This is a genomic window from Salmonella sp. SA14318 (genome assembly GCF_029866905.1).
In the GTDB taxonomy this organism is placed as follows: domain Bacteria; phylum Pseudomonadota; class Gammaproteobacteria; order Enterobacterales; family Enterobacteriaceae; genus Salmonella; species Salmonella enterica.
In genome coordinates this window covers 2,625,268-2,645,446 of sequence record NZ_CP123282.1, presented here as the reverse complement: position 1 = coordinate 2,645,446, position 20,179 = coordinate 2,625,268, and the positions used below count along the sequence as shown (strand labels likewise).

Annotated in this window: 26 protein-coding genes, 1 tRNA gene and 1 pseudogene; 17 read left to right on the top strand and 11 right to left on the bottom strand. The window is 48.6% G+C overall.

Annotation, left to right across the window (positions count from 1 at the left end):
- Positions 1-57 precede the first annotated feature (57 nt).
- The gene (locus QEN32_RS12740) at positions 58-1,191 is read right to left on the bottom strand and encodes a mechanosensitive ion channel family protein (RefSeq protein ID WP_000456073.1); all 1,134 of its coding nucleotides are present in this window, start codon (positions 1,189-1,191) and stop codon (positions 58-60) included.
- Between the two features lie 193 nt (positions 1,192-1,384).
- Between QEN32_RS12740 and QEN32_RS12735 the strand changes: the two genes are divergently transcribed.
- From QEN32_RS12735 to QEN32_RS12710, 6 genes are all read left to right on the top strand, one after another.
- The gene (locus QEN32_RS12735; protein WP_001183699.1) at positions 1,385-1,711 is read left to right on the top strand and encodes a four-helix bundle copper-binding protein; all 327 of its coding nucleotides are present in this window, start codon (positions 1,385-1,387) and stop codon (positions 1,709-1,711) included.
- 8 nt (positions 1,712-1,719) lie between these two features.
- Positions 1,720-1,796, top strand: a tRNA-Arg gene (locus tag QEN32_RS12730).
- Positions 1,797-1,907: 111 nt separating this feature from the next.
- The gene (zinT, locus tag QEN32_RS12725) at positions 1,908-2,555 is read left to right on the top strand and encodes a metal-binding protein ZinT (RefSeq protein ID WP_001537483.1); all 648 of its coding nucleotides are present in this window, start codon (positions 1,908-1,910) and stop codon (positions 2,553-2,555) included.
- Positions 2,556-2,662: 107 nt separating this feature from the next.
- The gene (aadA, locus tag QEN32_RS12720; protein ID WP_265322155.1) at positions 2,663-3,451 is read left to right on the top strand and encodes a cryptic aminoglycoside nucleotidyltransferase ANT(3'')/ANT(9); all 789 of its coding nucleotides are present in this window, start codon (positions 2,663-2,665) and stop codon (positions 3,449-3,451) included.
- A gap of 144 nt (positions 3,452-3,595) precedes the next feature.
- Entirely contained in the window at positions 3,596-4,189 is a 594-nt protein-coding gene (locus tag QEN32_RS12715; protein ID WP_023182061.1) for a helix-turn-helix transcriptional regulator, read from the top strand.
- A 68-nt stretch (positions 4,190-4,257) separates the two neighbouring features.
- Entirely contained in the window at positions 4,258-5,106 is an 849-nt protein-coding gene (locus QEN32_RS12710) for a MerR family transcriptional regulator (RefSeq protein ID WP_000190263.1), read from the top strand.
- 254 nt (positions 5,107-5,360) lie between these two features.
- Here QEN32_RS12710 and QEN32_RS12705 read toward each other — a convergent pair whose 3' ends face one another.
- Together QEN32_RS12705 and QEN32_RS12700 are read right to left on the bottom strand one after the other, a co-directional pair.
- Complete coding sequence (locus QEN32_RS12705) at positions 5,361-5,609, bottom strand: biofilm/acid-resistance regulator YmgB/AriR (RefSeq protein WP_000208086.1); 249 nt, start codon at positions 5,607-5,609, stop codon at positions 5,361-5,363.
- A gap of 78 nt (positions 5,610-5,687) precedes the next feature.
- Positions 5,688-5,842 (bottom strand): annotated as a pseudogene (locus tag QEN32_RS12700) (hypothetical protein).
- 82 nt (positions 5,843-5,924) lie between these two features.
- On the opposite strand from QEN32_RS12700, the gene QEN32_RS12695 reads away from it, so the two are divergent.
- From QEN32_RS12695 to QEN32_RS12670, 6 genes are all read left to right on the top strand, one after another.
- Positions 5,925-6,470: a chorismate mutase gene (locus QEN32_RS12695; RefSeq protein ID WP_265322154.1), complete on the top strand. Its 546-nt coding sequence runs from the start codon at positions 5,925-5,927 to the stop codon at positions 6,468-6,470.
- A gap of 196 nt (positions 6,471-6,666) precedes the next feature.
- Positions 6,667-7,305 (top strand): leucine efflux protein LeuE, encoded by a 639-nt coding sequence (leuE, locus tag QEN32_RS12690; protein ID WP_000457190.1) that lies wholly within the window; start codon positions 6,667-6,669, stop codon positions 7,303-7,305.
- Between the two features lie 172 nt (positions 7,306-7,477).
- Entirely contained in the window at positions 7,478-7,840 is a 363-nt protein-coding gene (gene yeaR / locus QEN32_RS12685) for a DUF1971 domain-containing protein YeaR (RefSeq protein ID WP_001248993.1), read from the top strand.
- 2 nt (positions 7,841-7,842) lie between these two features.
- Complete coding sequence (locus QEN32_RS12680) at positions 7,843-8,025, top strand: DUF1869 domain-containing protein (RefSeq protein ID WP_000513733.1); 183 nt, start codon at positions 7,843-7,845, stop codon at positions 8,023-8,025.
- 229 nt (positions 8,026-8,254) lie between these two features.
- The gene (locus QEN32_RS12675; RefSeq protein WP_001576139.1) at positions 8,255-8,896 is read left to right on the top strand and encodes a hypothetical protein; all 642 of its coding nucleotides are present in this window, start codon (positions 8,255-8,257) and stop codon (positions 8,894-8,896) included.
- Positions 8,897-9,209: 313 nt separating this feature from the next.
- On the top strand, positions 9,210-9,458 hold the full coding sequence (locus QEN32_RS12670; RefSeq protein ID WP_000512149.1) for a GlsB/YeaQ/YmgE family stress response membrane protein: 249 nt from the start codon (positions 9,210-9,212) through the stop codon (positions 9,456-9,458).
- A 138-nt stretch (positions 9,459-9,596) separates the two neighbouring features.
- Here the strand turns inward: QEN32_RS12670 and QEN32_RS12665 are convergent, their stop codons facing one another.
- Entirely contained in the window at positions 9,597-9,695 is a 99-nt protein-coding gene (locus QEN32_RS12665) for a YoaK family small membrane protein (protein ID WP_001589065.1), read from the bottom strand.
- A gap of 195 nt (positions 9,696-9,890) precedes the next feature.
- On the opposite strand from QEN32_RS12665, the gene QEN32_RS12660 reads away from it, so the two are divergent.
- Both QEN32_RS12660 and QEN32_RS12655 read left to right on the top strand, forming a co-directional pair.
- Positions 9,891-10,142 (top strand): DUF333 domain-containing protein, encoded by a 252-nt coding sequence (locus QEN32_RS12660; protein WP_000673492.1) that lies wholly within the window; start codon positions 9,891-9,893, stop codon positions 10,140-10,142.
- Positions 10,143-10,210: 68 nt separating this feature from the next.
- Entirely contained in the window at positions 10,211-10,522 is a 312-nt protein-coding gene (locus tag QEN32_RS12655; RefSeq protein WP_000487126.1) for a hypothetical protein, read from the top strand.
- On the opposite strand, the gene QEN32_RS12650 is transcribed toward QEN32_RS12655, so the two are convergent.
- The gene (locus QEN32_RS12650; RefSeq protein WP_001222532.1) at positions 10,508-10,855 is read right to left on the bottom strand and encodes a DUF488 domain-containing protein; all 348 of its coding nucleotides are present in this window, start codon (positions 10,853-10,855) and stop codon (positions 10,508-10,510) included. The genes QEN32_RS12655 and QEN32_RS12650 overlap by 15 nt on opposite strands.
- A gap of 118 nt (positions 10,856-10,973) precedes the next feature.
- Entirely contained in the window at positions 10,974-12,158 is a 1,185-nt protein-coding gene (locus QEN32_RS12645) for a CynX/NimT family MFS transporter (protein WP_265322153.1), read from the bottom strand.
- A 100-nt stretch (positions 12,159-12,258) separates the two neighbouring features.
- Here QEN32_RS12645 and QEN32_RS12640 point away from each other — a divergent pair, with 100 nt between their 5' ends.
- Entirely contained in the window at positions 12,259-13,053 is a 795-nt protein-coding gene (locus QEN32_RS12640; protein ID WP_000579798.1) for a helix-turn-helix transcriptional regulator, read from the top strand.
- On the opposite strand, the gene QEN32_RS12635 is transcribed toward QEN32_RS12640, so the two are convergent.
- On the bottom strand, positions 13,033-13,479 hold the full coding sequence (locus tag QEN32_RS12635; protein ID WP_000460698.1) for a DUF441 domain-containing protein: 447 nt from the start codon (positions 13,477-13,479) through the stop codon (positions 13,033-13,035). The genes QEN32_RS12640 and QEN32_RS12635 overlap by 21 nt on opposite strands.
- Positions 13,480-13,684: 205 nt before the next feature.
- Between QEN32_RS12635 and yoaI the strand changes: the two genes are divergently transcribed.
- Positions 13,685-13,792, top strand: coding sequence for a small membrane protein YoaI (yoaI, locus tag QEN32_RS12630; protein ID WP_000272241.1), 108 nt, complete (start codon positions 13,685-13,687; stop codon positions 13,790-13,792).
- On the opposite strand, the gene QEN32_RS12625 is transcribed toward yoaI, so the two are convergent.
- Both QEN32_RS12625 and dgcJ read right to left on the bottom strand, forming a co-directional pair.
- Positions 13,789-14,307 (bottom strand): YbaK/prolyl-tRNA synthetase associated domain-containing protein, encoded by a 519-nt coding sequence (locus tag QEN32_RS12625; RefSeq protein WP_010989016.1) that lies wholly within the window; start codon positions 14,305-14,307, stop codon positions 13,789-13,791. The genes yoaI and QEN32_RS12625 overlap by 4 nt on opposite strands.
- A gap of 49 nt (positions 14,308-14,356) precedes the next feature.
- On the bottom strand, positions 14,357-15,850 hold the full coding sequence (gene dgcJ / locus QEN32_RS12620) for a diguanylate cyclase DgcJ (protein WP_001048658.1): 1,494 nt from the start codon (positions 15,848-15,850) through the stop codon (positions 14,357-14,359).
- 298 nt (positions 15,851-16,148) lie between these two features.
- Here dgcJ and QEN32_RS12615 point away from each other — a divergent pair, with 298 nt between their 5' ends.
- The gene (locus QEN32_RS12615; RefSeq protein WP_000976277.1) at positions 16,149-16,367 is read left to right on the top strand and encodes a hypothetical protein; all 219 of its coding nucleotides are present in this window, start codon (positions 16,149-16,151) and stop codon (positions 16,365-16,367) included.
- Between the two features lie 152 nt (positions 16,368-16,519).
- Here the strand turns inward: QEN32_RS12615 and QEN32_RS12610 are convergent, their stop codons facing one another.
- Positions 16,520-17,803, bottom strand: a complete 1,284-nt coding sequence (locus QEN32_RS12610; RefSeq protein ID WP_000219722.1) for a YeaH/YhbH family protein — start codon at positions 17,801-17,803, stop codon at positions 16,520-16,522.
- Positions 17,804-17,925: 122 nt separating this feature from the next.
- Positions 17,926-19,860 carry a protein kinase YeaG gene (gene yeaG, locus QEN32_RS12605; protein ID WP_001518010.1) on the bottom strand — a complete coding sequence of 645 codons (1,935 nt, stop codon included), beginning with the start codon at positions 19,858-19,860 and terminating at the stop codon, positions 17,926-17,928.
- Between the last annotated feature and the right edge of the window lie 319 nt (positions 19,861-20,179).

The following is a 20,179-nucleotide window of genomic DNA, read 5'->3' as shown; positions in this document are numbered from 1 at the left end:
CGTGTCGCCGTTAACGCACCGGGAACCCATGGGTTCCCGGTATTGTCGGCAGAGATTTTACTGCATGACGCGTTTATCTGCGTTTTTTGCATCAGCGGTATTACTGTAGTCCCTGGTCTCTTCAACCTGTACAGGGGCTCTAACGACCAGACTTGGCAGCGCCAGTTCGATATCATTCTCAATGAGTTTTTCAATAATACGGATATTTATCTCTTGCTGAATATCCATGTATTTATTGTAATCCGCGGTATTGACGATATGCACCACCTCATAGGTCAGCCGATCCTGACCAAAGGCCAGTAGATGGGCGCGGTCGAATTGTGTTTCGCCGACATCGGTAATAATCTTTTTCACCATATCGCCGATGAGGCGTAACTTTTCCGGCGGTGTCGCAGTGGCGACGCCAAAAGTAAACACGATACGACGCGTTTGCATTCGCTTATAGTTATGTATGGTTTGCTGCAACAACTGCGCGTTCGCACAAACGATCTGTTCGCCGCTGAGGCTACGGATGCGAGTGGTTTTCAAACCGATATGTTCAATCGTACCGGCTACATCATTAAAGACGACGAAATCGCCGATCTCGAAGGGCTTATCGAAACCAATCGACAGCGAAGCGAAGACATCGCTCAGAACGGTTTGTACCGCCAGGGCAATAGCAATACCGCCCACGCCGAGGCTGGCTACCAGTGCGGTAATATCCACGCCGACGTTCGCCAGGATGGAGAGCAACATCATAGACCAGACGAGCACGCGCAAAATCATACCAAGAATGACTAACGTCACCGGGTTTTTATTGGAGCCTGGGGCATACAGTAAATGACGCATCCATGACTGTACGCCCTGATCAAGCCAAATCGCCATTTGAATCGCAACCACTAAAAACCAGGCGTGAGAGAGGGTAGAGAATAACCGGTCGGGCAGGGCGACAAAGCGCAGGCTAAAGAGAAATGCGGCAAAAAAGATTAGCATCTTACTGGTCTTTTTCAGCATCTCGAAAACAATAGGCCGCAGCCGCCCATGAGCATCATTCTTTTTATCCGGGCGTTGTAGCGCTTTATAGACCACATTAAGTAGCCAGTTGATGAGCCAGTAAGTAATGAGGGTGACGAAAAAAACGACCGCCAGATTGATCCAGAACGTCGTTGACATCAGCATCGCAACGATATTTAGTCGTGCTAAATACTCCATTTTACCTCCGATGAAAAGCAGATGAACATTACAGTATAGACGTCACATCACGGAGGCCGATTTCCGGCTTTACTATTGCTGTTTTATTCAGCACTTTTGTTCAAAAAGTATGAAAAAGAGGGGTAGCCGTTTGGCTATCCCGGCGTTTCTGTGCAGACTTATCTACTCCTCTTAATAAAATAAGGAGTCATTTATGCAACAAGAACATCGTGAGTGTATTGAGCAGTGTTATGAATGCGCGGCGGCGTGTGATATCTGCGCCTCTTCTTGTCTGCGTGAAGATAACGTCGAAATGATGAAGCACTGCATCCAGTTAGATATGCAATGTGCGGCCATTTGTCGCCTGGCGGCGCAATTTATGGCATTGGAAAGCGAGTACTCACAAAAATTATGCCGCCTGTGCGCGGATATCTGCAAAGCCTGCGCCGAAGAGTGTGCAAGGCACGATCACGACCATTGCCAGAATTGCGCGCGGGCATGCAGCCAATGCGCAGACGCCTGCCTTAAAATGGCCGCGTAATTTTTCTTCCGCCATTAGCTCAACCGGATAGAGCATAGAGCTTCTACCTCTAAGGTTCGGGGTTCAATTCCTCGATGGCGGACCAGTTGATATCAAAAAAGGCCACCTGCGCGGTGGCCGCTGAGTTTCTGTTGAAATAAATGCAATGTTATAATATAACAATCATCTTTCTAAGAAAGATGAGGGTAACGTTTTGGTGATTCATTTAAAAAAACTGACAATGCTTCTGGGAATGCTGTTGGTAAATAGTCCTGCCTTCGCGCATGGTCATCATGCTCATGGCGCGCCGATGACGGAGGTTGAGCAAAAAGCGGCAGCGGGCGTGTTTGATGACGCTAATGTACGCGATCGCGCGCTCACCGACTGGGATGGTATGTGGCAATCCGTCTATCCTTATCTGGTCAGCGGCGAGCTGGACCCTGTCTTCAGACAAAAGGCGAAGAAAGACCCGGAGAAAACGTTTGAGGATATTAAAGCGTATTATCGCAAAGGATACGCGACGAATGTTGAGACGATCGGTATTGAAAATGGCGTTATAGAATTCCATCGCGACAATAACGTTGCATCCTGTAAATACAATTATGCCGGCTATAAAATTCTGACTTACGCATCGGGTAAAAAAGGAGTGCGCTACCTGTTCGAATGTAAAGATGCGAATAGCAAAGCGCCTAAATATGTTCAGTTTAGCGATCATATCATTGCCCCGCGCAAATCGGCGCACTTCCATATCTTTATGGGAAATACCTCGCAGCAGGCATTGTTGCAAGAGATGGAAAACTGGCCTACCTATTATCCTTATCAGTTAAAGGCGAATGAGGTCGTTGACGAAATGCTACATCATTAAGTCTGATGCAATGTTAAAAGCTCGCTATGAATAGCGAGCTTTTTTTCTGCCGTTATGCCATATTTCTGGCAATCAATATAAAAAATACCTGCGCCCCCGGAGCAACGATGACGCTGTCCATACCGCCCTCGATTCAATGCCAAACGGATGCGGCATGTCGCCTGATTACTCGTGTCACAGGCGATACGTTGCGTGCTATTCATTTATATGGTTCCGCTGTCGCGGGCGGTCTGAAGCCAAACAGCGACATTGATCTGCTGGTGACAATATGCCAGCCGCTGACGGAGACCCAACGCGCAACGCTGATGCAGGAATTGCTGGCGCTTTCATCGCCGCCGGGGGCGTCGGCAGAAAAACGCGCTCTGGAGGTCACTGTCGTGCTTTATTCGCAGCTGGTTCCCTGGTGTTTTCCACCTTCCAGGGAAATGCAATTTGGCGAGTGGCTAAGAGAGGACATTTGTCAGGGGATTTATGAACCAGCGCAACAGGACTGGGACATGGTGTTACTGATAACCCAAATTCTGGAGACCAGTATACCGCTAAAGGGAGAACGCGCGGAACGGCTGTTCACGCCAGCCCCTGCGGCGCAGTTGCTGAAGGCCTTGCGTTATCCCCTCGACCTTTGGCAATCCACGGCAGATGTGCAGGGAGATGAGTATCATATCGTTTTAACCCTGGCGCGTATCTGGTACACCCTTTCTACCGGGAGATTTACCTCTAAGGATGCGGCGGCTGACTGGCTGTTACCTCAGTTGCCAGAAGATTATGCTGCCACGTTGCGTACGGCGCAGCGTGAATATTTAGGTCTGGAGCAACAGGACTGGCATATTTTGCTGCCTGCGGTCGTACGCTTTGTGGATTTTGCGAAAACGCACATCCCCACGCAGTTCACATAAGATGCCCCAGGACGTCTGTCAGGTTGCGCAAACGGCGTTCCTCAACTACTACTTAATAGGTTCTCATCGCTGAAGTAAGCAGATGATCTTATGCGGGCCATCGAATGGATATTTCCACATGGCTCTCGTTTTGTTGAGGTGGATATGACTGGTTCCGCATCATCTGTTTTAAAGACAGATACAAGACTATTGAGCGAAAACCTGTTTCTTAATTATGGTCTGGAGTCCTTATTTAAGGACGTCGCAATAATAGCTGGTAACGTAAATTATATTATTTTTGATATCGACGATTACTACACCGTACAGCAGTATATTACTTCCGCATTTAAAACGGTACTCATTGGGATTGTTACCCATAATGAATATAACTTTATTGATGAACATCATGCTATATATCGAATAAAGGTCGATGCCTCTATTGCTGAGTGGCGTGAGTTACTGATTTTGGCCGCTGCTGGTCAATTTTTTCCCAAGCCAGAGAAAGTCAGATTAACGGCGAATGAAAGAAATGTTTTGGCGATGCTTGTTAAAGGAATGGATATCCGACAAATAAGCTGTGAGCTAAATGTACATTTAAAAACTATTTACTCAGTACGCTACCATGTTCTGACTAAATTAGGTTGTAGAACAGTTCTGGATTATCAAATACTGTCCGTCTCTAAAGCTTTTATGCACTGGCTTACAATAAATAATGTTGATAATGTAATTTCCCGTGTAAATAGTAAGGTCATTGCTTAATAATGATTTGCTTCTGATGGCGTTTAGGTTCACTATGCTTTCTTACATCATCATGAGGCCAGACAGGCATGGCTACTTTTAGTATTAGCGCAATGGCGGCACAGTGTGGTGTCACAACAGCAAATATCAGGTCCTGGGAACGCTATGGCCTGCTTCAACCTACCAAAGATGAAGCTGGCAATCGTTTTTATTGCATAGAAGATGCTATCAGAATACAGCATATTATCGACGCGTTAAGCAAAGGCTTCTCATTAAAAGAGATTAAACCTGCACTCTATGGTGAAGAAACGCATTGCCGCTCGGGATGGTTATTTTACCAGGAAGAGATTTTAGCGCAGTGTAGAAAATTCGAACCCGCCAAATTGCGGAAATTACTCTGGCGTTATGGTCGGGAAATTCCGCCGTGTATCGTAATTGAGTCAATACTGCGTCCTTTACGGCTGTGGTTGTCCGCAGGCGATGATGATGCACGCCGATTTGAAAAGGCATTACTGGATACTGCGATTATTGAATACGCCACATTCCAGCTAAGTAGCGTACGAAAGGCGCCAGCAGGCACAATGCTTATTGCTGCGTTTTCGCTGAACGACCCCATTGAGCTATGGCTCGAAACGATTAAATATTGTAGTGAAGGTATGCGAGTTGAAGTCATCCCCTGGCAGGCGCCGATGCCCGATCTTTTATCAACGTCTTTCGAGCATATTGTTCTGTGGCATGATGAGACATTAACTCCCGCGCAGGAAAATCTTATTCAGGCTTTAAAAGAATCGGGTAAATTTAGTCTTCATGTGAAAAATGGTTCAGGTTTAACATTACTGCCAGCCGTATACCGGCAGCATGAGATGCCAGAAAGCATGCAGCATGTTGCACCGCAAATCCATGCAAACGGCTACGAAAAATCAGGCACCGCACGTTGAGGCATCTGCATTATTAACGAACAGGGGAGGAGTAACCCCCTCCCTTGTTTATACCCTTCATACTTCAAGTTGCTTATGTGTTGGCTACGGATTACTCGGCCCATCCATGGGCCTCGCCCTGACGGGCCGTCGCACGCGACGTTCAAATCTGCTCCCGGCAGATTTGTCGTTCACCCCAGTCACATAGTTATCTATGCTCCTGGGGACTCACTCCCTTGCCGCCTTTAAGCAAATCGAATTATTTTGGGTATATATTAGATGTCGTCAGGTGTCTGAAACAAAACGGCTTCTAAGGCATTACGGTAAATATCAAGCTGCACTACGTCTTTTTCTGTTTCCAGTTTTTCAATAAGTTTGGCGATGATATCCTTATTTGAGACATGCTGCTGCGATTGCAATAGTTCGTAAGTAATTTCCTGAATAGCTCGCTGTTCACATAACATATGTGCAGAAAAAGGATTGCCAGTACTATTTTGTTCGTTGACTAGTGTAATGGTAGTCATATTTCACCATATTCGATGTAAATTGAAGCCGATCTCCCTGAGCGGGGGAGAGAAATTAGTGACCTATTAAAATTAGACCTATATCATAAAACCGTAATAAAAAATCATAAAAACGTGATGTACATCACATTTGTGTGATTTGTTGTATATTTTATACACTTTAAGTGAAGGTGAAGATTCCGTAGAATCAACGGCCTGTTCTTTTTATCACTCCAGTTTAAACGAATAAGCATTAATACCCATCTGTAATAATTACTTAATGTTATCTTAATAAAGGTAAATTACTGTCAGGCCTCCGTAAAAGGAGGTTGATTAATGATTCGTCATATCGCCATTTTTCTTTGTTCTTTATTGATGTGCAGCACCACTTTTGCCGATTCGGTAACGTCGGTATCGCTTGGCGCGCTCTTAACCGCGCTCAATGAACGCATGTTATTAATGAAAGATGTGGCTGCTTATAAAATGAAGCACCATCTGCCGATAGAGGATTTCACGCGTGAACAAAATGTTTTTGCCGAGGCCGAAGAAGAAGCGAAAAATAACGGTCTGGACCCGCATTCGATAGCCCCTTTTATTCGTTCGCTAATGGATGCCAGTAAAGCGATACAGTACCGCTATTTAGCGCAGTGGCGAACCGGCTCAGAACCCTCCTTTCCGATACAAACCTTGTCGGTCACCCGGCAACGTATTCGACAACTTGATAATCAAATGTTGATCATCATCAGCCAGCGCTTGATGGTCGGCGCTTTCAGCCACGAGGATATGGTGTGGCTGAGAGCGAAGTTTAATGCGCCGAATCTGAATGAGAGCGATATCAGTGATGTGTTGGCAGCCCTGTCTTTGGTACGACGCGCGCGTTAATCCCCCATGAGGAAACGTGGGCCAATACCTGGTGGTTGTCTGCGGGGGTTGCGATACAAGAACGTTTTTGGGTGATGGGGATATAAGCGTGGCGGAATAGCGGCTGGAGAGACGTGGTTTCGCTTCCCATCTTCCGGTTCATTCGTTAGCATACTGTTTCGCAGCTAAGCGTAAATGTTTTCAGGAAGAGGTTAATGTGTTCGCGGAGTATGGTGTTCTGAATTATTGGACGTACCTGGTCGGGGCGATTTTTATCGTTCTGGTGCCGGGGCCGAATACGCTTTTTGTGCTTAAAAACAGCGTAGGACGCGGGGTTAAAGGAGGATATCTTGCCGCATGCGGCGTGTTTATCGGCGATGCGATATTAATGTTTCTGGCGTATGCGGGCGTGGCGACGCTGATCAAAACAACGCCGGTTCTGTTTAACATTGTTCGCTATCTCGGCGCGTTTTATCTGCTCTACCTTGGCGCAAAAATCCTTTACGCTACGCTGACCTCAAAGGGGCGTGCGGCGACGGAAACGGTAGTTCCTTTTGGCGCTATTTTTAAGCGTGCTTTAATTCTTAGCCTGACGAATCCTAAAGCTATACTTTTTTATGTTTCCTTTTTTGTGCAATTTATTGACGTTACTGCGCCGCATACTGGGGTGTCATTTTTTATTTTGGCCACCACCCTTGAAATCGTCAGTTTTTGCTATCTGAGCTTTTTAATTCTTTCTGGCGCTTTTGTAACCCACTATATTGGTACCAAAAAGAAACTGGCAAAAGTGGGCAATTCTTTGATTGGCCTTCTTTTCGTCGGATTTGCCGCCCGGCTGGCAACGCTCCAGTCTTAACCCCCTGAACCCGTCGACAACGGCGGGTCATTGCTCTCCTTTCGGTTTTATCGCGTGGAAAACAGCAAAATAGTAACCAATAAATGGTATTTAAAATGCTGTTTTTGGAGCGTAACCTTTTTACGACAGCGATGAGATTATCGTTGAGTAACCTGCGGGAAGAGGGAAGCAAATGCGGCAAATTCCACAAAATCATATCCATACACGTTCCACGCCATTCTGGAACAAAGAGACGGCGCCTGCCGGAATTTTCGAACGCCACCTTGATAAGGGAACGCGACCCGGCGTTTATCCTCGTCTCTCGGTGATGCAGGGGGCGGTCAAATATCTCGGATACGCTGATGAACATTGCTCTGAGCCGGAAGAGATCATGGTGATCAATGCCGGCGAGTTTGGCGTGTTTCCTCCGGAAAAGTGGCACAATATTGAGGTCATGACGGATGATACCTATTTTAACATCGACTTTTTTGTCGCGCCGGAAGTACTGATGGAAGGGGCGACCTCACGAAAAGTCATTCATGCCGGGAGAGAATAATAATGGGAAAAGCTACTTATACCGTCACGGTCACGAATAATAGCAACGGCGTCTCTGTGGACTATGAAACGGAAGCACCGATGACGTTGCTGGTACCTGAAGTTGCAGCAGAAGTTGTGAAGGATTTGGTCAATACCGTGCGTTCCTACGATACCGAAAACGAACACGACGTTTGCGGTTGGTAAGGATCTTGTAGTATCTATTTGATATAAAGTGATTTTTTAAATCAGAAGCCGCATCGCGCGTCGCCAGCGTGATGCGGTTTTTGCGTATTGAAAAGCGCTGTTTATTTACATCAGACATGGGTTGAAAAGAAACATTAAGAAAACATTAAGAATATCGCATTGTTTGCTAATGAGAGCGTATTCATAAAACTTATGATTGGGTATTAAAAACCAGAAGAGTCTTATAATCATGAAACTCGATACCCGATTAACTTCGTCAGCACTTACTCTTGCGCTTGCCGCTGTGGTCATCCCGTTTACGGCGGACTGGCAATTGCCTTTGCTTAACGGCGTGGTGGTCCGATGGATTGAAAACGGACAAGCGTTATGGTTACTGTTTGGGGCGCTATTTACCGCTTGGTATATACGGCCACTTTCCCGTCCCGAAGGGGCAAAGCAGTTTTGGCTATGGGCTGTTGTCTGGTGGGTGGTGCTATTGGGTAGAAGCACCAGTTGGGGGCGTGACTATTTCCCTGACGAGCCGCGTATGCTGTTCAGAACGATTTCAGTGCTATTAATTGCTGCGTTAGTCTTGCCAGTCCTGTTTTCTGCCGGGCTACGTAAGGAGATTGTTCGTCGCCTACGGGACGCTCCTCTGCCATTGTGGCTGTTTACCGTGACGGCATGTTCATATCTGATTTCCGACACTGTCGAGCATCATCGGTGGTTGTCGCCGATATTCCTGCATAACGCTCGTTACACAGATTTGATTGAAGAGCTTTATGAAGTGCCATTTATGATCGGTTTGTTTATGGTGACCGTGGTGTTTATGCAGCAGGACAAGCAGGATGAATGTACTGCGCTGGAGATGACCCCGTATCACGCAAAATAGCGCGGCTGAAAAAGACCATGAATTCGACATGGGATAGATAGCGGTTAGCAAAAAAAGCCCGCACTCGGTGAGGCGGGCAAATAATACTGGAAGCAATGTGAGCAATGTCGTACCGAACAGGTGGGTTATAAACTCAACTACTCGGTGTTGATAAAGATAATCGTTATCATTAATGATTGCAACCCTGATATTTATGCGCTTTTATCCACGGCGCTAAAAGGTGATGGATATCACAAACTTCACTTTCCTGACGATGTGCTATTCTTTTTAACGGCAAATAAACCGCTAACGTTAAGACATAAGTGAGGAAAAAATGGGCATTCTTTCATGGATTATTTTTGGACTTATTGCGGGTATTTTGGCTAAGTGGATCATGCCAGGTAAAGATGGCGGCGGATTCTTTATGACGATCATTCTGGGGATCGTTGGTGCGGTAGTCGGAGGATGGATCAGTACGTTCTTTGGCTTTGGCAAAGTGGATGGTTTCAACTTCGGCAGCTTTGCAGTCGCGGTGATCGGCGCGATTGTCGTGCTGTTAATCTACAGAAAAATCAAAAGCTAAACGCAGAACTTTCAGAGATAATAAAGGCTACGACAGGTAGCCTTTATTATTCAAAATGAATTTACCACCAGCCCAGTTCGGTACCCGCCACCGCAATTAGCGCGATGCCCATCAACACCATCGTTGTTTTCCTCATGGTTATGCTCCCGGCGCGGCGTAACCGCCAATAAAAAACCATGCCAAAAATAATATTGCCGTAATGAAAATGACGACAGGGAAGAGGATACCCACTCTCATGCTATTACCTTCACTGTTCAGGGGGCGCCAGAATAACAGGGTTTTCTCAGCGACAAAAGGTCGGTTGCTTTGTGACAGGGCGTGGTTATTACTGACTTAACCCGGGATAAACACCCATTAAAGCGCTGACAGAAAGTATGGAAATAGCGTACCCGCCAGGTTATCCTGGACAAAATATCGCTTTAAGGAGTCGTTATGAAATTTACGTGGATTGCGTTGCCAGGCGTATTGCTGCTGAGCGCTTGTTCATCGTCGCAACCCAACGCCCCCAGGCCGCCGCGTATTGGGATGCCTAATCCGGCAGCCGTCTACTGTGAGCAACAGGGCGGTACGCTGATGCCGGTGCAGACCCCACAAGGCGTGCGTTCCGATTGCAAATTGCCCAATGGCGAAATCATTGATGAGTGGACATTATGGCGCAGAGAGCACCCTGATACGAAAAAGTGACAACCTGCGGTCCGACGGGATATGATTAAGAACAATCTGATAATGAGTTTCATGCGGCGCAAGAAAATATGTTTCAGTTAAAGCCGGGCGCGTTGGCAATAGTTATTGGCGCTAAAACACCCGCCGGACGGCAGAATATTGGTAAATCGGTTGAGCTATTTTGCCTGTGTCAACCCGGAGATGAATTCATTAACCCGGTAAATGGACACGTCACCTTACTGCCGAAAGAAGCGCCTCGGGCGCTGTGGCTGGTCACGGGCGATGTAGCCTCCGCCGATGGCCAGCACGGTTTTGCCTGGGTGCGGGCAGAACATTTGATGCCGTTGTCCCCGGACAGACAACCAGGCCAGGCGGCGGCACGACAATCACAGCTCTCGTAGCCACTCTGCCAGCACAATGGCATGGTTCTGGCGAGTATCTTTAGCGGCGTATAGCAACGTTAGCGGCTGGTGTCGGGCAATATCCGCCAGACGTTTGCCTTCTTGATGCTGTTGCGCAAGTTCTGCCCGGTATTGCTGCGCGAAGTGGTTAAAATCAATCAGTTCGCTATGAAAGGCTTTGCGCAATTCGGTGGAGGGCGTAATGGCCTTATTCCATTCATCATAGACCAGCGCCGATTTTTTAATGCCGCGCGGCCATAGCCTGTCAACCAATACCCGATAACCATCGTCTTTTTCCGCCGGGAAATAGACGCGCTTACACTGGATTCGCATTTTTCCCTCCTGTGATGGTGTCGCTTACGGTACTTTTGTCGGATAGCGGTAATGATTTTAATGGATCAGGCCTGATAAACGAAGCGCCATCAGGCATTCAAGTGGGTATCAGGTTTATTTATGACGCTATCTCTCGATCGCGTCCGGCGTAGAGGCCGAAAATCGCCATGATGATAGCCAGAACCGTTACGCCCGATAGCGGCAGATACCAGCTACCGCTGGCATCATGAAGTTTTCCCATGACGGGCGGCCCACATGCCGCCAGTAAATACCCGACCGACTGCGCCATGCCGGAAAGCGCCGCCGCCTGATGCGCCGAACTGGCGCGCAGGCCGATAAACGTCAGGCCGAGGATCATCGTCGCGCCTGAACCGAAGCCGAACAGTAGCGTCCAGATGATCGCCTGGCCCGGCGCAAACCAAAGCCCCGCCGCGCCCACCGCGCACAAGAGTGAGACCAGCGCGGCAATCCAGCGTTGATCGTTAAAGCGAGGCAAAATAAGCGGAATAGCTAACCCAGGCGCCGCGGTCGCCAGTTGCAGCAGGCCATGTAGCGATCCTGCCTGTGCTTCGCTGTAACCGTGGCTGATGAGTATTGTTGGTAACCAGCCGATAATCACATAATAAATCAGTGAGTTAAGTCCCAGAAACAACGTAACTTGCCAGGCTAAAGGCGAACGCCAGATACCGCGTTCATGTAATGCCCGGGAGCTACTCAGGTTAGCTGAGCGGGTAGTGCGCCACTGCGGCAACCAGATAAGAAACGCCAACAGCGGAAACAGCATTAGCATTAACAGCGCGCCGCGCCAGCCAAAACCGTGCAACGCCAGCGGAACCACCAGCGCGGACCCCAACGCGGCGGCGGCGCCCATCGTCAATGAGTACGCGCCCGTCAGCCTGGCGACATGTTGTGAAAAATCGCGCTTAATCAATCCTGGTAGCAGCACATTACCCAGCGCGATCCCGCACCCAATAATGGCAGTTCCGGCAAACAACAATGCAGCGGAGGGCAGGGAGCGGAGGGCAATACCCGCGCAAATCAGCAGCATTGCGGCAAACAGACTGCGTTCCATCCCAAACCGGCGGGCAATACCGGCCGCCAACGGCGAAACCAGTGCAAACGCCAGAAGCGGCAAGGTTGTTAGCAGGCCCGTCTGGGCGGTGGAAAGACCGTAATCCGAACGGATTGTCTCCAGCAACGGCGCAGCGCCGGTAAATGTTACGCGCAGCGTAGTGGCTATCATCAAAATACCGGCAATCAGTAAAGCGCCCTGTTTGCCGCGTGGTGAAAGGGCTGTCGTCATCGTTTTCTCATCTCGTCAGGCGAGGCGATACCTTAACAGTTTTTACTGTTTGGATGAATCAAGCTAAAATGACAATTTATCGCTAAAATCGGACAATATAATGATTGGCCTGAGACTGGACGGTTACGATCCCGACCTTCACCACGATGCCGCTGTGGCCTTTTGTATTCGCGCCAGGGATGATGAACTGTTTAGCCCTCGCCATCAGCATCGCAAGGGACAGTTGATTCTCGCTCTGCACGGCGCGATTACCTGCGAGGTGGAAAATGCGATGTGGATGGTTCCGCCCCAGTATGCCGTCTGGCTCCCTGGCTCGCTGCCGCACAGTAATCATGTGACCGCAGGGGCGGAGCTGTGCTTTTTATTTATTGAACCTGCAGCGGTCGTCATGCCGGAGCGTTGCTGCACGCTGAAAATTTCGCCGTTATGCCGGGAGTTGATTTTGTCGCTGGCGCGCAGAACCGATTCCGAAAGAGCGCAAATGCCAACGCAGCGCCTTATTCAGGTGTTGTTTGATGAACTGCCGCAGCAGCCGCAGGAACAATTGCAATTACCGGTATCGGGGCATCCGAAAATTCGCCAAATGGTGGAGACAATGGCGCAGGAGCCCGCGCGATGGAATACGTTAGGGCAGTGGGCCAGCGTATTCGCGATGAGCGAGCGTAACCTTGCCCGGCTGGTCGTCAAAGAGACGGGGCTAAGCTTTCGTCGCTGGCGTCATCAGTTGCAATTAATCCTGGCGCTACAAGCGCTGATCGCGGGACGTAATGTACAGCAGACGGCGCAAATGCTGGGTTATGATTCCACCACGGCATTTATTACCATGTTTAAAAAAGGCCTGGGGCAGACGCCAGGCCAGTATCTGACGGGCGAGTTACTGCTTCCCCACAATTAAAGAGACCAGCCCCGCCGCAATCAGTGGGCCGACCGGCACGCCGCGAAACAGCGCGACGCCAAGTACCGTACCGACCAGCAGCCCGGCGACGAGCTGCGGTTGGTTTCCCATCAGCGTAATGCCGCGACCGCCCAGCCAGGAGACGAAAACGCCGACGGCAATCGCGACCAGCGATTTCCAGTTCACAAAAGAGTGGATCAATGTGGAGGGCGGTAGGGTTCCGCTGGCGATGGGAGCCATTACGCCGATGGTCAGAATGATAATCCCGACGGTGAGTCCCTGTTTTTCAATCCAGGGAAAAAAGGTATTCAACGGGGTTACGCGGACAATAATCAGCACCAGAATTGAGACGGCGACAGTGGTGTTGTGGCTGATAAATCCCAGAGCTGCCAGTCCGAGCAGGATCAGCAGAGTGACATCAAACATTATGGTTTCCTTGCCAAAAAGTAAGCCTGACTACTTTACGCCCAAACGGCAAAGCGCACAGGCCTTTTTAACGATTGATGCGGATTTCAGGCAACTGCCTGAAAGACAATCTCTACGTGAAAAACGGCGTTGTCATTAAATTGCCATCAACGCCGCGTATTGCTAACAGGTGAACCGTCATTGTTGTCTTCCTGAGGATACAATTATGTACGATCCACCGTTTCTTGAAGCGCTGATGATTACGGCGTCGTTTTTCGCCATTTTTATCATTATCGTTGTGTCGGTATTGCTCCTTGAAGGGGGAGGGGACTAAGCCGTTGGCGATGACTGAAAGCGGCGGAAGACTGCCAGTTCTGGTCGGGCGATGCGCAGATAGTCCTGTGTATTCATAATGACTGATTTTTCCAGCAGGCCGGCATTAAAGGCAATTTCATCGAAACGCTCAAACAGGAGCGGATCGGCGACCAGTTTCAGATTGGGGTGAAAACTGAAAGGCGGGATCGCGCCAAAAACGCAGCCGGTCAGCATATCGACTTCCGCCGGGCTGGCAAGGGAAGCGCGTAAGCCGCCCAGATGTGAAGCAAGCTGAGAGAGGTCGGCTTGCTGATCGGCCGCCAGAATAGCAAGAACGTGCTGGTTGACGCCGTTGCCTTTGACTTTACAGACCAGCGCTTTTGCGCCCTGGCCCAGCGCAGTACCGCGTATTTCAGATACCGCTTCGCATTTTCCTACCGCTTCATGGTTCACCACACGATAGCGCGCGTTCTCCTGGGTTAATAAAGCCACTAAACGTTGGTGTGTAGCGACACCCTTCGCGACTTCAGTCATTTCGGCCATTTCTCACTCCTGGTGCAATATGAACATTTACTGCGAAGCACTATGATGAACGATGTTGTTTTTGTTGTTTGTTCAGATAGAGCTGCGCATCGGAAGCCTGGTAGGCATCATTAATCGTATCATTGGGCTGCATATTATAAATCCCGGCAGAAAAATGGACTGTCTTATCCGGTGCGATAATTTGCAGGTTACGAATAATACGCTCCGGCAGATGGATAGCCAAATCCGCCGCGTAATCAACAAGAATAATACAGAACTCATCGCCGCCGAGGCGAATGGCGTAATCGCTTTTACGAATCGATGTTTTAATCGCTTTCGCCAACAGGGTTATAATTCGGTCGCCTTCCTGGTGCCCCTGGGTATCGTTGATCAGTTTTAACCTATCGCAATCAATAGCGACAAATGTCACCGGCGTCCCGGTATTGACCAGGCGTTGCAGTCGCTGTTCCAGCACCGGTGTTAATATTTTACGGTTGTAAAGCCCGGTCATGGCATCGCTAATATTTTCGCGTGTGACGTTGCGATAAAGCCGAAAGTGCATCCGTACCATATTAAGCAGGAGCGCCGTTGCCAGTAAGTAAAAGGCCAGAGCTTTCCAGGACGAGACAAGGAAATAGGTTAAATCAAGGGACAACGAAACGCGCAGTCCACCCGGGATATCATGGCTATAATTCACATATTGAAACAGATTATTTTTGCTTTGATTAATAATAATTTCTTTTCCGGAGTCCATATCCTTTAGTGTTACGTTAAGATAACGCCAAACCAGCGGACGGTCCTGGGTATAAAAAATATTTTTTAAATTATCCTGGTTAACATCCACCATCACGATACCTTTTAACGTTCCCGCCAGATAGACTGGCGTTAAAAAGCTCATGACGTTTTCCTGGGTAATATCATCCATGTAAATACTGGAAATAACCGTACGGCCGGTAAAAAGTTTATCTATATCTTTTCTGTTAATACCCATTGTGCCTTTTTGTAAAAAAGTCCAACGATGCATGGCGAAGCGCCGTGAGTTGATTAAATCATAGAAATAGACATAATGTTTATTTAAATCAACGTAATAACGGAATTTAAGCTCCAGTGTGCCCAGCCCGTGACTGTGGTCGTCCTGCGAACGGTTGATGCTTACCGCCTGATCAAATGCAGGCAGTAAAAGGGCGTCATCAAGATTATCGGTACACTGTGTAGCGGCGGTTTGCAGGGTACCATGTAGCGCCGGATAATTATGCCGGGTCAGGTTGACGCCGTGCGTACCGTTAATAGCCTCAAAGGCGTCGCAAAAAGCGCGGCGTTTTTCTGCGGTGACGGGGTCTCCCGGCGCTTCAAAAGTTCGCATCAAATGTGCGGCGATGCTCTGATTCTGATACTTATCGTACAAAAACGACGAATCGGCTCTCTCCATGATATAACGCATATAGGCATTCATTGCCCTGTCGCTGGCAATAAGTTCGTAAATCAGGAAGGACGATGTCAAAACGATGACGCTTGCCGAGATAAAGTGCCTGAGCGCTTTATGATGCAAATTCATGATGAACTACAGCCCTGAAAGTCGGATGCGTTAGTTTACCATAGCGATGAGAATTCCTCTAATAGACTGTTTAAAAATAAAACGTGTTGATGTTATGGAATAAAAATCATTCTCGATTTAATTGCGGCAATAATTCGATGTGTTGATATTTTCAATGGTTATTAATGGTGGCGAAAGTAAATTTTCAGGTAACGATGTTACATTATTTCTTTTAAAAATAGAAAAACCATTATTATTACCGTGAAAGGAGGTGCGAGAGGGAAGGATATTTATTTATTCTCTTATTCCTGTAGGGGGAATGATGAAAAAGTTGAAAGAAATGGCTGCTATCTCGCTTTTTACATTATTGGCGGCGGGTTTCTCCGCATCGGCTATGGCAGACGGCCAAAAGCCTGGAGGAGTTCCAGCAGCTAAAGTTAAGCCCGTTGGTGAACATGCACACTGGTGTACTCTCTTTGATCCAGATGGTATGGAGTTGCCGCCGTTGCCGGGCAGGAGATGGCCGTATTGTTCTTAACATTAACGCAAAGGCATAACGCTAACGAATCAATTTGTAACATAGGCCAAACAGCTTCATTCACGCTATACGCGAATAATGATGTCAGTCGCGAAGGGTGAACGTTAAGTTGCTAATAAACCTGCCCGTAATAACAACGGGCAGGTTTAGGGTTATGCACTTTGATTGGCGCTCTGTTTCTGAAACAATTCGCGGAATACCGGATAAATATCCTCCTGATCGCGAATATGCTGCATGGCGAAGTTATCGAACGTCGCCTGCAGATGTTCATACTCGCGCCATAAGGTCTGGTGGGCGCGGCGGGTAATCTCAATATAGCTGTAATAGCGCACTACCGGCAGCAGCTTTTTCGCCAGAATCTCATGACACAGCGGTGAATCGTCGGCCCAGTTATCACCGTCTGACGCTTGCGCCGCATAGATGTTCCATTGCCCCGGGTCGTAGCGCTCTTTAACCACTTCATCCATGAGTTTAAGCGCGCTGGAGACAATCGTCCCCCCGGTCTCTTGCGAATAAAAGAACTCATGTTCGTCCACTTCCTTCGCCTGGGTATGGTGGCGGATATAAACCACTTCTACGTTCTTATACGTTCGGCTCAAAAACAGATAAAGCAGAATGTAAAAACGCTTGGCCATATCTTTGGTTGCCTGGTCCATCGAACCCGAGACGTCCATCAGACAGAACATCACCGCCTGGCTGGAGGGCTCAGGCCGTTTTTCATAATTTTTATAGCGTAAATCAAAGGTGTCGATAAACGGCACTCGCTCGATTTTAGCCCGTAGTTCGGCAATCTCCCGACGTAACCGCTCCTCTTCAAGCAGTTGAGCTGGTTCGCTTTTGCTGATGGTCTCCAGTTCCGTTTCCAGCGCGTGCAGTTCGCGGCGTTTTCCTGCCGTCATTGCTGTACGGCGCGCCAGAGAGTTTTGTAGCGAACGTACCACGCTGATATTGGCCGGCACGCCGTTTGAGGTGAAACCGGCGCGGTGAGTTTTATACTCGTTAAGCTGGCGATGCTGGTTTTTTTTCAGATTAGGCAGCGCTAAATCTTCAAAGAGCAGATCCAGATACTCATCTTTTGAAATCTGAAAAACAAACTCATCCTGGCCTTCGCCGTCCTGGCTGGCCTGACCTTGACCGCTGCCGGAACCGCCGCCACCGCCTTGCGGACGCTCAATGCGATCATTCTGGATAAAGTGATCGTTACCCGGATGGACGCGATGGCGCAGACCGCCGCGCCCCTGATGAAACATCGGTTCGCTAATATCATCGGTTGGAATAGAGACGGACTCTCCGCTGTCGACATCGGTCACAGAGCGTTTATTAATCGCTTCGGAAATCGACTGCTTAATTTGTGCTTTATAACGACGCAAAAAGCGCTGGCGATTCACCGTGCTTTTATTTTTACCGTTAAGACGTCGGTCTATGAACCAGGTCATATGCCCCCCGTACTGCCAACTGAGCGCCTGTTCTGTCAGTGCCGGATATCGCTAACGCTTAGCCAGTCTACAGAACATTACTTTGTAGGCCCGGTAAGCGCAAGCGCCACCGGGCATTAACATCACGACGATTTACGCACGCGCAGGTACCACTCGCACAGCAAACGAACCTGCTTACGGGTATACCCTTTCTCCATCATCCGATCGACAAAGTCGTCATGCTTTTTCTGCTCGTCAGTCGACGTTTTGGCGTTAAAAGAAATGACCGGCAACAGCTCTTCAGTATTAGAGAACATTTTTTTCTCAATCACCGTGCGCAGCTTCTCGTAACTGGTCCAGTTTGGATTACGGCCGCTATTGTTGGCTCTGGCGCGCAGGACAAAGTTTACTATCTCATTACGGAAATCTTTCGGGTTACTGATACCCGCTGGTTTTTCAATTTTTTCCAGTTCGGCGTTCAGCGACTCGCGATCGAACAGTTGACCGGTATCCGGGTCGCGATACTCCTGATCCTGAATCCAGAAATCCGCATAAGTCACGTAACGATCAAAAATGTTCTGCCCGTACTCAGAATAAGATTCGAGATAGGCCGTCTGGATCTCCTTGCCGATAAATTCGGCGTATTTCGGGATCAGGTAGCCTTTCAGGAACTCCAGATAACGCTCAGCTTGCTCCTGCGGGAACTGCTCGCGCTCGATTTGTTGTTCCAGAACGTAGAACAGATGTACCGGGTTTGCCGCCACTTCCGCATGGTCGAAGTTGAATACGCGGGAGAGGATCTTAAAGGCGAATCGGGTGGAGAGACCGTTCATCCCTTCGTCCACACCCGCATAGTCGCGATACTCCTGGTACGATTTAGCTTTGGGGTCGGTATCTTTCAGGCTTTCACCGTCATAAACGCGCATTTTCGAGTAAATACTGGAATTTTCCGGCTCTTTCAGGCGGGAAAGAATCGAGAAGCGCGAAAGCGTTTCCAATGTGCCCGGCGCGCAGGGCGCATGAGCCAGCTCGCTATGATTAAGTAGTTTCTCGTAGATTTTGATCTCTTCGGAGATTCGCAGGCAATAAGGCACCTTCACAATATAGACACGGTCGAGGAACGCTTCGTTATTTTTATTGTTACGGAAAGTCACCCATTCAGATTCGTTTGAGTGGGCAAGTATGATGCCATTAAAGGGCAGGGCGGAAATACCTTCCGTGCCATTGTAGTTACCTTCCTGAGTTGCGGTCAGCAAGGGGTGCAGCACCTTAATAGGCGCTTTAAACATCTCGACGAACTCCATGATCCCCTGGTTAGCGCGGCACAGCGCGCCAGAGTAACCATACGCATCCGGATCGTTCTGGGCGTGATGTTCGAGTTTACGAATATCCACCTTGCCGACCAGCGCCGAAATATCCTGGTTGTTTTCATCGCCGGGTTCCGTTTTGGCGATGGCAATCTGCTCCAGAATGGAGGGCCAGACTTTCACCACGCGGAATTTAGTAATATCGCCGCCAAACTCATGCAGGCGTTTGGCCGCCCACGGGGACATAATCGTACCGAGATAGCGGCGCGGAATACCGTACTCTTTTTCCAGAATCTGCGCGTCTTCCTGCGGATTAAACAGGCATAACGGATGATCGTTGACCGGACTACGCTCGCCGTTGGCGCTTAAAACATAAATTGGCACGCGCTGCATTAGCGATTTCAGCCGTTCAGCGAGCGATGATTTGCCACCCCCCACAGGTCCCAGCAAATAGAGAATTTGCTTCTTCTCTTCCAGCCCTTGCGCCGCATGTTTCAGATAAGAGACAATCTGTTCAATCGCGTCTTCCATGCCGTAAAACTCTTCAAACGCAGGATAGCGAGCAATAACCCGGTTGGAGAAGAGTCGGGAAAGTCGGGGTTCCTGGGCAGTGTCGACCATATTAGGCTCGCCGATAGCCATTAATAGCCGCTCTGCCGCGTTGGCATAAGCACTGCGATCTTGCCGACAAATGGTAAGAAAATCCTGCAGTGTGAACTCTTCGTCCTTGGCAGCTTCGTAACGCTGGCGATAGTGATCGAATATATTCATGATATGCCATCCTTTCGTTTTTTCGCACATGTTAAGAGCCGTTCATATGAATAGTAGAGGCTCCCGGAAGAAGTAGACTGAACGCCGTCTCTGCTAAGGAAAAAAAGCAACTCTCATGCCATTTTATTGGTCAGAAGATCAACGTGTCCGGTGATACACCTTCTTAACATTAAGCGTAGATGGCATTTGCAAAACTTGCCTGTACGCGTCAGTGGATTTCGATGACATATCAATAACTCATCAGGTAGAAAAGGCTGGTGGATATCAGAAAAAGCGTTCCCGGTCACATAACGATCATCAGCCGATCATCTGAAAATAA